9 protein-coding genes and 1 tRNA gene are annotated in these 13,150 nt (G+C 62.2%); 3 read left to right on the forward strand and 7 right to left on the reverse strand.

Annotation, left to right across the window (positions count from 1 at the left end):
* Positions 1–216: 216 nt before the first annotated feature.
* Positions 217–289, reverse strand: a tRNA-His gene (locus H9627_RS13905).
* 498 nt (positions 290–787) lie between these two features.
* Between H9627_RS13905 and nrdD the strand changes: the two genes are divergently transcribed.
* From nrdD to larC, 3 genes are read left to right on the forward strand one after another with little or no spacing between them, the layout of a single operon-like run.
* Positions 788–2,974, forward strand: coding sequence for an anaerobic ribonucleoside-triphosphate reductase (nrdD, locus tag H9627_RS13910; protein ID WP_191734619.1), 2,187 nt, complete (start codon positions 788–790; stop codon positions 2,972–2,974).
* A 9-nt stretch (positions 2,975–2,983) separates the two neighbouring features.
* A complete protein-coding gene (nrdG, locus tag H9627_RS13915) occupies positions 2,984–3,571 on the forward strand; it encodes an anaerobic ribonucleoside-triphosphate reductase activating protein (protein ID WP_191734620.1) in 588 nt (195 codons plus the stop codon).
* The gene (gene larC, locus H9627_RS13920) at positions 3,568–4,743 is read left to right on the forward strand and encodes a nickel pincer cofactor biosynthesis protein LarC (RefSeq protein ID WP_191734621.1); all 1,176 of its coding nucleotides are present in this window, start codon (positions 3,568–3,570) and stop codon (positions 4,741–4,743) included. Before nrdG ends, larC begins: the two co-directional genes overlap by 4 nt.
* A 145-nt stretch (positions 4,744–4,888) precedes the next feature.
* Here the strand turns inward: larC and larB are convergent, their stop codons facing one another.
* From larB to H9627_RS13950, 6 genes are all read right to left on the reverse strand, one after another.
* A complete protein-coding gene (larB, locus tag H9627_RS13925) occupies positions 4,889–5,560 on the reverse strand; it encodes a nickel pincer cofactor biosynthesis protein LarB (RefSeq protein WP_191734622.1) in 672 nt (223 codons plus the stop codon).
* The gene (gene larE / locus H9627_RS13930) at positions 5,557–6,411 is read right to left on the reverse strand and encodes an ATP-dependent sacrificial sulfur transferase LarE (protein WP_191734623.1); all 855 of its coding nucleotides are present in this window, start codon (positions 6,409–6,411) and stop codon (positions 5,557–5,559) included. The genes larB and larE overlap by 4 nt, the downstream gene beginning before the upstream one ends.
* A 25-nt stretch (positions 6,412–6,436) precedes the next feature.
* Positions 6,437–7,759: a lactate racemase domain-containing protein gene (locus H9627_RS13935; protein ID WP_191734624.1), complete on the reverse strand. Its 1,323-nt coding sequence runs from the start codon at positions 7,757–7,759 to the stop codon at positions 6,437–6,439.
* A 117-nt stretch (positions 7,760–7,876) separates the two neighbouring features.
* Positions 7,877–9,298: an SLC13 family permease gene (locus tag H9627_RS13940; RefSeq protein ID WP_318247806.1), complete on the reverse strand. Its 1,422-nt coding sequence runs from the start codon at positions 9,296–9,298 to the stop codon at positions 7,877–7,879.
* Between the two features lie 406 nt (positions 9,299–9,704).
* Positions 9,705–10,124 carry a transporter gene (locus H9627_RS13945; RefSeq protein WP_191734625.1) on the reverse strand — a complete coding sequence of 140 codons (420 nt, stop codon included), beginning with the start codon at positions 10,122–10,124 and terminating at the stop codon, positions 9,705–9,707.
* 54 nt (positions 10,125–10,178) lie between these two features.
* Positions 10,179–11,600 carry an MFS transporter gene (locus tag H9627_RS13950; RefSeq protein ID WP_225213891.1) on the reverse strand — a complete coding sequence of 474 codons (1,422 nt, stop codon included), beginning with the start codon at positions 11,598–11,600 and terminating at the stop codon, positions 10,179–10,181.
* Positions 11,601–13,150 lie beyond the last annotated feature (1,550 nt).

The following is a 13,150-nucleotide window of genomic DNA, read 5'->3' on the forward strand; positions in this document are numbered from 1 at the left end:
TGGTCGTGGGTGACGTAAACGGTGGTAACCCCAAGCTTGCGCTGCAGGGCTGCAATCTGGGTACGGGTCTGAACACGTGGCCATGGCGGCGTTGCTGCGGCCTTTGGGGGCGAGGCGGAACAGTGAAAAACCGAACCTTAAGCGTAGGTTAAAGCGTAGGCGGCTGAAAATGTAAAAATCCCCCAACCTGTTTGTGCAGGTAAGGGGATTATTCGGGGTGGCTGACGGGGCTCGAACCCGCGACACCCAGGATCACAACCTGGTGCTCTACCAGCTGAACTACAGCCACCATTGCTGCTCAAAAGCAGCGAGACTAACATTAGCCCACTCTCTGGAAATAACAAAAACGCCAGTTCAGGACGGTTGAAGGGGCATGATTTGGGGCTTTTGTTGCTGTGGTGACCTTTGGGGTTCGGTGGGTGGTTCCATCTGTTGTCGCCCGGTGGTCTGGCGGGCAGGGGTGGAATTCCGCGGGGTTTTCTGGTTCCTGGCCCCTCTTTCGGGGGTGCTTGGCGCTGAGGCGGAGCTCTAGATGTGGGTCCCTGTGAATGGGGCGGCATTTATGGAGCTGTCTTATCTCGTTGGGTGGGTTGGGGTAATGCAGCGGGAATCAATCGCCGATTCAGTGGTGCACCCCCATGGGTGCTACTAGATGTAGTGGCACGCGCGGAATTCAATGCCTATGAGTGCAATATGAACAAATGATGAATCGGGGTTATGGTGCTTTACAACAGTGTAATTACACCGCCTTTTCAGAAACCGCCTTGACAGAAGAAGAGAGTTTCACATGACCGCACCCGACACGCTCCCCACCGAAGAACTACTCATCGGACTTTCGGTGCTGAAGAAAGATGGCCGTGTCGTCGACTACCGTCCCCGCAAGATCCTCAGCAGCCTGGAGGCGGCGGAACGCAGCTCCGGAGAACCGCTCCACGCCCCTGGCGCGCAATTGCTGGGGGAGATCACCCGGCGCGTAGCGGAGCATCAGATCATCAGCACCGCGGATCTGTTCCGCTTCGTGGAGGATGCCCTTGCACAGTCTCCCGCCGCCCTGGCCGCCTTCCGGGATTATGGGCGCAGCCAGGAGGAGATGATCAACAGCTCCGCCGATATCACCCACGCGGTCGCCAGGGTGGTGGAGGGCGATGAGAAGGTCCTGGCCGAAAACGGCAACAAGGATGCCCGCACCTTCACCACCCAGCGAGAGATCCTGGCTGGTGCCGTCAGCAAGGCCAAGGGATTGCAGATGCTGCCGGAGGATATCCGTCGCGCCCACCTCAAGGGACTCATCCATGTCCACGATCTGGACCGGTCACCTTTTGCCGCGATGCCGAACTGCTCACTACCGGATTTCGATTACCTGCTCTCCCACGGTTTCACCCTGGGCAATGCCCGGATCGAGCCCCCGCGTTCCATCGGGGTGGCGGCCACGCTCCTGGTGCAGCTGCTCGGTGCCATCTCCGGGGAACAGTACGGTGGCATCTCCATCCATGAGATCGACCGTCTGCTCGAACCCTATGCGGAGCTGACCCTGGATAAGAACCGACGCCTGTACAGCGATGCCAGTGGGCTCCTGGGGTCTGATCCCTCATCCGATGCGCATGATGACCTGGTGGGAAAGCTGGCACGTAAGAAGACTGCCAAGGACATCTTTGATGCGATGCAGGCCTTCGAATACCAGGTGAACACCCTCACCACCGCCGCGGCCCAGACACCCTTCACCTCCATCTCCCTGGGGATGACCACATCCTGGTGTGGCCGTGAGATCCAGAAATCCATCCTCGCGGTGCGGGAGAACGGCATGAGTGGCGAGACCGCGATCTTCCCCAAGATCATCTTCTTCATCGATGAGGGCATCAACCATGCGCCCGGGGACCCCAACTACGACATCAAGATGGCGGCCATGCGGTGTTCCATGCGGCGCATCTATCCGGACCTGGTGTCGGTTCCCCGGATCCGTGAGCTGAAGGAGGGACAGCTGATCACCCCGATGGGGTGCCGTTCCTTCCTGCATCCCTGGAAGAACAGTGATGGTGACTACGAGCTCCTGGGCCGCAACAACCTCGGCGTGGTGTCCATCAACCTGCCCCGCATCGCAATCGCGGCACGGGAATCGGTGGATGATTTCTTCACAGGACTGGACGAAGCCATTGACCTGGGCCTCCGCGCGCTGCGGATCCGGGAGGACGTGGTCCTGTCGGCGGATCTCGAGCAGGCACCGATCATGTACACCCAGGGCGGGATGGGCGACCCGGCGGGGAAGACCAGTGTGCGTGATTTCTACACCGGCGATAACCACAAGAGATCATCCATCTCCCTGGGATACACCGGCATCCATAACGCCATGGTGGCGCTGACCGGTGATGACCACTGGCACACCGTGGCCGCCCACCGCGCGCTGTCTCACCGGGTCCTGGAACACATTAACACTCGGGTGGCGGCCACACAGGATCAGTTCCACGCGGCGTTGTCGGTCTATGCCACCCCCTCGGAATCCCTGTGTGACCGTTTCGCCGAGCTGGACCGCGCCCGCTTCGGTGAACTACCCGGTATCAATGACCGGGACTACTACGAGAATTCCTTCCACTTCCCGAGCTATCTTCACACTAACCCGATGGACAAGATCCACTTCGAGGCCGCCTACATGCCCCTCACCCCGGGCGGTTTCATGTTCTACGTGGAGGCACCGAACCTGCTGGTCAACCCGATGGCGTTCGAGTCGATCTGGGATGAGGCCTTCGACCACGTCGGTTATTTCGGCATCAACTCACCGGTGGATCACTGCTTCCTCTGCGGTTTCGAGGGTGAGTTCCACTGCGATGAACAGGGCTATGTCTGCCCCGGCTGCGGCAACCGCGATGAGACGCAGGCATCGGTGACCCGCCGCCTGTGCGGTTATCTAGGAGCGCCGATGAAACGACCAGTGGTCAGTGGCCGACAGTCGGAGATCAACTCCCGTGTCAAACACATGTGAGGTAAGACCATGACCTATCACGATCGCGTGGCGCGCATGGATCACCGGTCCCGCACCTGGGCGCAGACCGACGTCTTCCGCATCGCCGATTACAAACCCTTCCAGACCCTCGACGGGGAGGGGCTACGCTGCTCGCTCTACGTGTCCTACTGCCCCTTCAACTGCCTGGGTTGCTACAACAAGGCCGCGCAGAAGAAGGGCTACGGCACGGAGTACACCCCGGAGCTTGAGGACCGCATCCTCGGTGATCTCGCGGGGCGTCACGTCGCCGGACTTACACTGGTGGGTGGTGAACCGTTCCTCTCGGCTCGCTACCTGCTGCCACTGGTGCGCCGCATCCGCCGCGAACTGCCGGGCACAACCATCTGGGCGTATTCCGGGTACACGTGGGAGGCCCTGCAGATTTTCACCGACGAGCGCCGCGACCTCCTCCGAGAGCTCGACGTGCTCGTCGACGGCCAGTTCATCCGCGAACTGCGCGACGAGACCAGCCCGCCGGCGTTTGCCGGCAGCAGCAACCAGATGCTTATCGACGTCCCCGCTTCCCTCAGCACCGGCCATCCCGTGGAGCACCGGGTTGTATCCTTGACCTCATGAGCCTGTGGATTGATGCGAGCGCCGGTGTTGCCGGAGACATGTTGCTGGGAGCCCTGGTCGACGCCGGTGCGGACCTGGATCAGATCCAGCAGGTGGTGGATGCGGTGGTGCCCGGTGATGTGCGCCTGACCTCCGAGGTGGTTCAGCGCGCCGGGCAGCGTTCCCTCAAGGTGGAGGTGCACACCACCCATGAACACCACCCGCACCGCACCTGGACCACCATCCGCACGATGCTGCAGGATGCGGGCATGCCTGACCAGACCCGCATGGATGCCCTGGCGGTCTTTGAGCTCATCGCGATTGCCGAGGGCACCGTCCACGGCGTGGACCCGGAGACCATCCACTTCCACGAGGTCGGTGCCCTGGATTCCATCGCTGACATCGTCGGTGTGTGCGAGGCCATCCGACAGCTGGGGCAGACCCGCATCTCCTCGTCCCCCATCGCCCTGGGCTTCGGCCGTGTGCAGGCCGCCCATGGTGACATCCCCGTCCCGGTGCCGGCCGTGGTGGAACTGGCCCGTGACTGGCCGACCCTCTCCGGCGCAGTGGGGGGTTCCCCGGAGCAGGTAGGAGAGCTGGCGACCCCGACCGGTGTGGCCCTGGTCCGGCACTTCGCCAGGGAGGCCGGTCCGCTTCCCGACGGAGCCATCACCATCATCGGTGTCGGCGCGGGAACCAAGGACATGCCGGGGCGCCCCAACATCACCCGCGTGCTGATCCTGGACGATGCGGCCCCCAACGCCGATACCGGGAGACTGCTCCAACTGGAGGCCAACATCGACGACATGGATGCCCGCCTGTGGCCCGGTGTCCTGGAGCAGCTCCTGGAGTCCGGTGCGCGGGATGCATGGCTGACCCCGATCATCATGAAGAAGGGCCGGCCCGCCCACACCATCCACGCCCTGGCCGCAGCCTCGGAGGTGGAGGCGGTGAAACAGGTGTTGTTCAGCCACACCACCACTTTCGGGGTGCGATCCTGGGCCGTGGAGCGTGAGGGCCTCGACCGCCGGTGGGAGACCGTTCACGTGGATGGCCATGAGGTGCGCGTGAAGATCGGCTCCCGCGGCGGTGTGGATCAGACCAGGCAGCCGGAATTCGAGGATGTCCGGGCAGCCGCCCAGGCCCTTGGAGTCAGCGAATCAGAGGTGCTCCGCCGGGCCCAGGGGCAATAGCTTCGTTAACCCCGAGATCCTGTGTCCAGAGAGCACCAGCGATCTCTGGGTTAAGCACAGTGGTCTCTGGGGACAGGATCTCTGGGTTAAGCACAGGCCCAACCACGACCTCACTACCGATGTCGGGGTTGTGCGGGAATGCAGGTCAGCGGGCCGCGATCTGTGCAGCCAGATGCCCGGCGCCGTACCCATTGTCGATGTTGACCACACCCACGCCCGGCGCGCAGCTGTTGAGCATGGTCAGCAGGGGAGCGATGCCACCGGCCCCAGCCCCGTATCCCACGGAGGTGGGCACGGCTACCACGGGGCAGGACACCAGGCCCCCCACCACGCTCGGCAGGGCCCCGTCCATGCCCGCGGCGATGACAACGACCCCCGCAGCCTGCAGTTCCGCCTCATAACTGAGCAGGCGGTGGATGCCTGCAACGCCGACATCGGCAATCAGGGAGACCGACCGGCCCAGGTAGCGAGCGGTATGCATGGCTTCCCTGGCCACCGGCAGATCGGAGGTCCCGGCGCACAGCACCAGCACCGACACCCCGGTCGCCTCAGGTGCCGCTGCGGGGTAGGCGAGGAAACGGGCCACGGGGTCGTAGAAGACATCATCCAGCACCTCCATCACGGCGGCCGCATGCTCCGGGTTGGCGCGGGTGAACAGCGTGGTCTGGTTAACCTCCCGCAGGCTCGCAGCGATCGCGGCCACCTGTTCGACGGTTTTGCTCTCGCAGTAGATGGCCTCCGGGTACCCGCGGCGGCGGACCCGGTCGAGGTCCAGGTGGGCGAAATCGCCGACCTTCCTCGTGCGTTCGTCGGTCACACGGTTCCCTTCGCGTTGAGGATAGACAGTGTCATCGCGCCGGACTGGATGCCGCGCAGATCCACCACAGCGTAACCGAAGCCGGCTTCACCGGCGGACGCCTGGATCTGTCGGGCCACGTCGGGGGCGGTGGCGCGGGGGAGTTCGTCGATAAGCAGCTCGATGCGCGCGATGTCGCCGTGGTGGCGCACGCGGGAATCGCTGAACCCGAGCTGGTAGAGGGTGAGTTCCACCGCCTCGATCTGTTTGAGTTTGGCCTCGGTGACCTCGTGGCCGTGCGGGATGCGCGACGCCAGGCACGGTGCGGCGGGCTTGTCGGCCACGGGCAGCTGGAACGCTCGCGCGACGGCACGGACATCCGCCTTGGTCAGGCCGGCATCCGACAGCGGGCGCAGCACCCCGTGCTCAGTGGCGGCCCGCGCCCCGGGCCGGTCGATGCGTCGGGAGTCGTCGGCGTTCTCGCCGTACGCTACCGCGACCAGGTTGTGCTTGTCGACGACCCCCTCATCAATCCGCTCGAACATCTCGTTCTTGCAGAAATAACACCGGTCCACATCATTGTCGCGGTACCCCTCCACAGCCTGCTCGTTGGTCCGGATCTGGAGCACCTCCGTGCCGATGAACGCGGCGGTGTCCAGCGCCATCGCCTTCTCCCGGGAGGCCAGGGAGGGGGAGACAGCCATGATGGCCAGGGTGTGGTCGGGGCCGAGGACGTGGTAGGCGATGGCCAGCAGCGTCGCGGAATCCACGCCACCGGAGTAGGCGATGCCGAGCCTGCCGGTGGTGGGCAGGTGCGCGGCGACGCGGTTAATGAGGTCACCGGCGGATGCATCCGGCTGGGGGAGAGACATGAGGTGGGGAACTTTCGGTGTCAGGTTAATGCTGTGCTTCGAGGCGGTGCAGGATCTCGCCTGCATGTTCCACCACGAGGGTGTCGGGATCGGCCTCGAAGGCAGCCCAGTCGAGGGTGTCGGGATCGGCGTAGCCGAGGTTGTAGGCCGCGCACACCTCCGGTGGCACCTGGGAGGCGAGAGTGATGTTGATGCGCAGCTTCTCCTCACCTGTTTCCGGATCGAAGGTGCCCAGGCCACGGACGTGGGTGGAATGCGCGATCTCACCCCACGGGTGGTCCTTGAATTTGTCCCACTGCTTGGTGAAGTAATCGATGCAGTGATATCCGATCTTCCCGATGCCGGGGTGCATCTCGGAGATCTCGGTGATGTGCGGGGCGTAGACGATGATCTCGCCGCCGTCGGCGCAGACCGGTTCCATCTTGTACACACCCTTGGCGCCGGTCCACAGGTCCTCGTACATCTCCGGGACCTTGGACACGATGCGCGGGTAGGGCCGGTCCATCCACTTGATGTGGGTGCGTGAGGCCACCTGCGCGTTGGCGGCCCAGGCAGCCCGGGTGGTGCCGAACGCCACCGAGTGCAGGTTGGAACCCCCACCCTCGGCGGAGGTGGCCACGTAGGTGAGGGCGAGTTTCTCCCCCGGGATCATCTCCGCGGCGGTGTCAATGAGCTGGCGCACCGGTGTGATCCCGAGCGTGCCGATGATGTCGGAGGCGGTGATCAGTGCCCCGACCCAGTGGGAGATGTCGATGACATCATGGACCGAACAACCCGGGAAGAAATACTTGTTGCCACCGGAGAAACCCACCACCTCATGCGGGAAGACGGGGCCAACCACCAGGTTGATGTCTGCCTCGGCGACGATCTTGTTGATCTGCACGGCCATGTCACGGCCGGTGAGCAGACCCCGGGTGAGGCGTTCGATCTCCGCGGCGGGCACGGTACCCAGCGTGGCGATGGCTTCCGGGTTCTGCCAGTCGTGGTTGAGCACCTGCGCCTTGGGGAAGCGCTCACCGATGCGGCCGGGTGGGACGTCGAGAAGCTTTGCGACGGCCGGTTCCTCCATCGCGGCGTGGGTACCCAGGGCGATGAGGATGGTGATGGACCCCGCGCGCTCCGCGATGGCATCGTAGGCCGCCTGGATCATCAGGCCGTGCGGGCCGGACCGGGTGCCGTCGGGGATGATGATGCAGACATCCTTCCCCTCCACATCCACGCCGGACACCTGCTCGATGACGAAACTGCGCGCCTGCTCGACGGTGAGATGATCAGTGGCACTTCCGAGCAGTGCCGCGGACTCTGCGAGACCCTCCGGGACGGGCAGGGTGAGACTTTCCTTGTTCATACCTTTCAGTGTCCTCGGTGGCCAGGTACTTTTCAACACCTTGCCAGTTGTTGCAGGCGGTTTACTCAATGGGAAAACCCCGGGGGTCGCAACCACCGGGGTACTGGCGTTGAGTTTCTAGACGCTGACGTTGAAGACCAGCGGAACCAGGGTGTACAGCACGATCATGATGAGCACCAGGGAGAACACGTTCAGCCACACACCGGCCCTGACCATCTGCTTGATGGTCACCTCACCGGAGCCGAAGGCCACGGCGTTGGACGGTGTTGCCACCGGCAGCATGTAGGCGGAACACACCGCCAGGGTCACTGCGATGGTCATGATGAGGGGATCGACACCCACGCCGACTGCCACGGCCCCGAAGATCGGGAAGAAGGCGGCGGCGGTGGCGGTGTTCGACGTCAGCTCGGTCAGTGCCAGTCCAACGATGATGACCACGAGGATGATGAGCCAGTTCGGCAGGTTCGTCATGCCGGAAACCTGGTTTCCGATCCACTCGGACAGGCCGGCGGCGGTGAACATGGCGGACAGGGACAGGCCGCCACCGAAGAGCAGCAGCAGACCCCAGGGGATCTCACGCGACGCGGACCAGGCGAGCAGGGCCGTGCTGCGGGGATTCTCGCTGCGCTTTTCCGCTGGCACGATGAAGCAGGCCACAGCGGCCGCGATGGCGACCTGGGTGTCGGAGATCGACGACAGGAACGGCAGGTATTCCGCGACCACCGGGATGTCCGCGATGAAGGGGACGAATACCCAGAAGAAGATGGCGGCCAGGAAGATGAGGCCGACCCGCTTCTCGGGGGTGCGCATCGCGCCGAGTGCCTGGTATTCCTGGTGGATCATCTCCTTGCCACCGGGGATCTCATCGACCTCGGGGCGGAAGACAATCTTGGTGAGCACGAACCAGGCCACCGCGGTCATGACGATCGCCCACGGCACACCAACCAGCATCCACTGGCCGAAGCCCATGTCGAAGTCCTGAGACTCCAGTAGGTAGGCCTTCATCAGGGCCATCGGGGGCTGGCCGATGAGGGTGGCGGTGGAGCCGATGGTCACGCCGTACGCAACACCGAGCATCATCGCGGCGGAGAATTTCTTTCCGGCGGCCTTGCTGTCGACCTTGCGCACCAGCTGGATGATGGAGGTGGCGATCGGCACCATGATCACCGCGGTTGCGGTGTTGGAGACCCACGCGGAGATGAACCCGGAGGCGATCATCATGCCCGGGACGATCTGGGCGGGCTTGGTACCGACAGCCTTGATGGTCAGCAGGGCCACGCGCAGGTGGAGCTGGGACTTCTCGGTTGCCAGGCCCAGAATCACACTACCCATGACCAGGAAGACCACGGAGTTGGCATAGGGGGCAGCGATCTGCTCCATGGTGCCCGCACCGACGAGCGGGAAGAGGATCAGGGGGAGCAGTGAGGTCACCGGGATCGGCACTGCCTCGGTCATCCACCACAGGGCCATCCAGATGGCGATACCTGCGACGGCGCGTCCCTCAAAGGGGAGACTGTCGGGGAGCAGGATGGTCAGCACAATGGCGATGGCGGGCCCGGGGAGGATCAGTCACCAGTTCCGGCCACCGCTGGAATCCATCGGGTCAACGGGCTGCGACGATGCGGTGGAGGTTGTCTCACCGGTCGTCACGTTTTGATGTTCACTCATGGTTTACTTTCTGTGTTCCGGATAACTTCGGGACACAGTACCGACCTATCCCATAATGCGAGATTCGGAATGCTCATCATTCCCCCCGCTGGGATGGGTGGGGGCATTGCTTAACGGATCCTGAAACTGATTCAAGGATTTGCTGAGCGCCTTGCCGGGTTGCCCCAATCCGGAGGTCAGCTACCGGATCCCGGGTGGGGCGTGGGGTAATTTCCTGGCCGGTATGTATTAGACACCAATTACATTCAGCCCCTGAAATAGGGCAGGCTGTGACTGCCTACGACTCCCGTGAGACGGTCCGGCGCAGCACCGCCACTGTTATCACCGTGATCAGGCCAGTGCCCATGAGGGAACACGCCACCAGAATCACGAGACCCACCGCCCACAAACCGGTGGAGTCGGTGGGTGCCGCGATCGAGGCGAAAGTAGCACCGAAGGCCGCGCTGAGGCTCACCGTCACGGTTCCGGCGGTCCGCGTCGCAGGGATGTTCTTCCTGTAACCCAGATAGGTCAGCAGTGCGGTAACCACCACGACATTGATGCTGGCCCCGGCGACCTGGGCATGCGAGAAATCATCGCGTCCGCCCACGACCATCACTCCGTAGATCCATGCCGCAGCGAATATCGCACCCACCGCGAAACTGATCACGCCCAGCGCCAGAGCACTCCCCTTACCTGCGTGCGACGTATTTCCCATATATCCTCCCGAGATGAAAAATGTGGACTGATACTGGGCAGGGTAGTCGAAGTATCAGTCCTCCGGGGTCGTCGTTGCCGGGCTTATCGACGGGGCCTGCCCTGGATCCGACCATGTAGCTGCGCCCAGGGTTCTGTAGGCCGACCCGCTGCGGTAGGTGAAGGCTACTGGACCGGAACCTGCTCGCTTTCCGGGGTGTTGGACACGGTCACCGGTATTTCCGGGTTCTTCTTGGCAACGATGCGTGGAGCCGTCTCGCGGAGGAACAGCGCAGCGAAAGCACACAGTAACGAACCGCAGGAGGCTACGATGAGAGCGGCCTGGAGGCCAAAGGTGTCGCCGGCGATTCCGGCGATCAACGGGCCGCCGAAGCCACCAATCAGTTCGCCCAGCCCAATCGGAATTCCCACGGCCAGACCGGCCATGCTCGGCGGGACCGCTTCGGCCGGGATGACGGTTGGCGGACATGCCTCCGACGGCCATGCCGGCGGAGAAGACAAACATAGAGATCGCGAGAACAATCGGCTCGTCAAGGTAGATGACGACAAACGGCCCGAAGGCTGAGATCAGGGCGAAGAAGAACGCGGTGGGCTTGCGGCCGATGTAGTCGGAGATGAGGGGAACGGTGAAACCCCACAGCGCCGCACCGACACCGAAGGAAGCCATGACAAAGGACATGACCGTCGGGCTGAGGCCGTGAACGGTGGTGAGGTAGTGCGGGGAGTAGACCTGGAACACCATAGCGAAGATCATGAATCCGGTGAACATGGTGACGCCCAGCATGACGTTGCGGTTACGCAGTACGGTACTGATATCCGAGCGCGAATGGCCCTCGTGCAGCTCCGTGGCGAAGGCCTGGCCGTCGGCATCCTGGGCCTCCGGCTCCCGCATTATCTTCCAGACGAACCCTGCCAGGATCAGGCCAGGAATCATGGTGAAGAAGAAGGCGTTCCGCCAGTCGAATTGCTCGGCCAGGGCGACCACGACAATCGGGGCGAGAATTGCGCCGAACAGTCCCTGGCCGGTGGACATGGCCATGCCGAGGTTGAAGCCGCGACGATGGGGTGACGATTCAATGGCCAGCACCGACTGTGAAACTGGCGCGACGGGACCCTCGAATACACCCATCAGCAGACGGAGGATGACCAGGTGGACGAAGGATCCGGCGAACCCCTGCAACATGGAGGCCAGGGAGAAGGCAATGATCAGAACGACCAGGTAGTTGCGTTTGGACCGGACCTTATCTGAAAGCCGGCCTCCGATAATCGCGGTGAGGGACCAGGTGAGGGCAGCGGCAGCGACCAACATGCCCACCTGGGTGTTGTTCAGCTCCAAGTCTTCCTGGATGTAGGGGATGAGGAAGTTGATCGCCAGGCGGTCGAAGCAGACCAGGCCGATGGTGAACATGAACAAAACGGCGAGTTTGTTCTCATAGCTGAACAGGCTGGACTTTTTCCCGGCCGCGGGGCGGACCATGGTGGGGAAGGGTAGGGGTGGTCGACGATGGGTCGGAGGGGGCTGGTTCCGGCGTCAGGGGATGTGACATGGGGGCTCCTTGTGATAGGTCTATGTGCATTCACATGTTCAGGCGGTGAGGGGATCTTAAGGCCGTGGCATGACTCTGCGGACGTGAGTGGAGACGGGCGGGGCCCGCACCAAGTAGGGTAAGTGTCGTCACTGGTAGGGGTCTGTGTGACTCGTGACATATTTACATAGTGGGTCGCGCGTGTAAAGCAAATATCGGAAAAAACTTCACAACCCCCTAGTTGTGCAGGTGCAATGCTTTCCTTAAGGGGACATAGGGTGCCACTGGAGTCTCGGGAGTTGAAGGGGGTGAAAATATTGCGTCGACATTTGGGGTGGTTGCCGATGTGGCGGTGGGCCTACGTGACGAGACGAACAACCGGAAGGAGTTCTCACCGGGGTGGCCCAGTGGACCCTCAGGCGATCACACCGGACCAGGCTGGGGTGACACGCCTCGACCGGTATCAGTCAACAATCAGTCAGCGAAACAGGTCAGGGGCACTCCCCAAAATGTGCCCACGAACGAAAACAAGGGCACCTCCTCGAAGTGAGAAAGTGCCCCTGAACTGGTGAAACTTCGGCGCCCCCAGCAGGATTCGAACCCGCGACCAACCGGGTAGAAGCCGGGGTAAGCTCCCTGTTCATTAGCGTTTATGCAGGTGAAAGCGGGTAATTCATTCCCGCATAATCCCAGCGGATAGCGGTCAATTGTGGTCAGGTGTGCTCAAAATGTGCTCACCTAACCCCCATGCCGTACGTTCGACATGCCCCATGTGTAAGAGAAGGTCGGGGAATGCAGTAGGGTCGAACGTCTCATGAATCACAAACTAGTTGGGAAACACCAACGATTGATGCTTACCCAATGTTCTAACGAATGAACGTTCTAATCGCATTGCAAAACACCCCCGAAAATTAAGTGTGATAAAACTCATAACGACAGTAAGCGTACTGGTAGAAGCGTTAAATAGCACACCCTGCGATATTCATAACAGGCCGGCCAACCCCGACCAATAGAACAACCATTCGCACGATGTGACCAATGTCATCGAACACCACAACAGGCCATTTCCGCAGGGACACATCGAGGGGTTCAGAAACCACCCCAAGCCGGCCACCACTTTTCCTGAGGCGGTACCGGCGCTGTCTCTGCTCATTTCCCGGTTTTTTGCCGTCTCTGTCCCTAGCGCAACCGGGGGTCGCGCGCGCATGCGTGCGACCATTCAAGCGGGTTATTTACCCAATCCATAAAAGTAGCTTTTCCGCAGGTCACCTGGGATGTTTTGAGCACCCTGAAGAAAGCGCTCGCCTCAGGTGCAAAAGGGGGGGGCGAGGAGCTGAACCGCCTCAGGAAAAGTGGCGGGCGGGCTCAAAGCACGACAAAACCCGCGGCCAAATGATGACCGCGGGCTCTGAGGATGTGGTAATAGCTTCTACCTTACCCAACCCTTCGGGGCTGGTTCGCCTGCACTATTGATAGTTGGGTCCATGCCATACCCAATTTC

The sequence above is a fragment of the Corynebacterium gallinarum genome, from assembly GCF_014837045.1.
Classification (GTDB): domain Bacteria; phylum Actinomycetota; class Actinomycetes; order Mycobacteriales; family Mycobacteriaceae; genus Corynebacterium; species Corynebacterium gallinarum.

Coding starts and splice junctions, on each gene's coding strand:
- nrdD (WP_191734619.1), top strand. CDS start 788: ATGACCGCACCCGACACGCTCCCCACCGAAGAACTACTCATCGGACTT.
- nrdG (WP_191734620.1), top strand. CDS start 2,984: ATGACCTATCACGATCGCGTGGCGCGCATGGATCACCGGTCCCGCACC.
- larC (WP_191734621.1), top strand. CDS start 3,568: ATGAGCCTGTGGATTGATGCGAGCGCCGGTGTTGCCGGAGACATGTTG.
- larE (WP_191734623.1), bottom strand. CDS start 6,411: ATGTCTCTCCCCCAGCCGGATGCATCCGCCGGTGACCTCATTAACCGC.
- H9627_RS13935 (WP_191734624.1), bottom strand. CDS start 7,759: ATGAACAAGGAAAGTCTCACCCTGCCCGTCCCGGAGGGTCTCGCAGAG.
- H9627_RS13945 (WP_191734625.1), bottom strand. CDS start 10,124: ATGGGAAATACGTCGCACGCAGGTAAGGGGAGTGCTCTGGCGCTGGGC.
- H9627_RS13950 (WP_225213891.1), bottom strand. CDS start 11,600: ATGGTCCGCCCCGCGGCCGGGAAAAAGTCCAGCCTGTTCAGCTATGAG.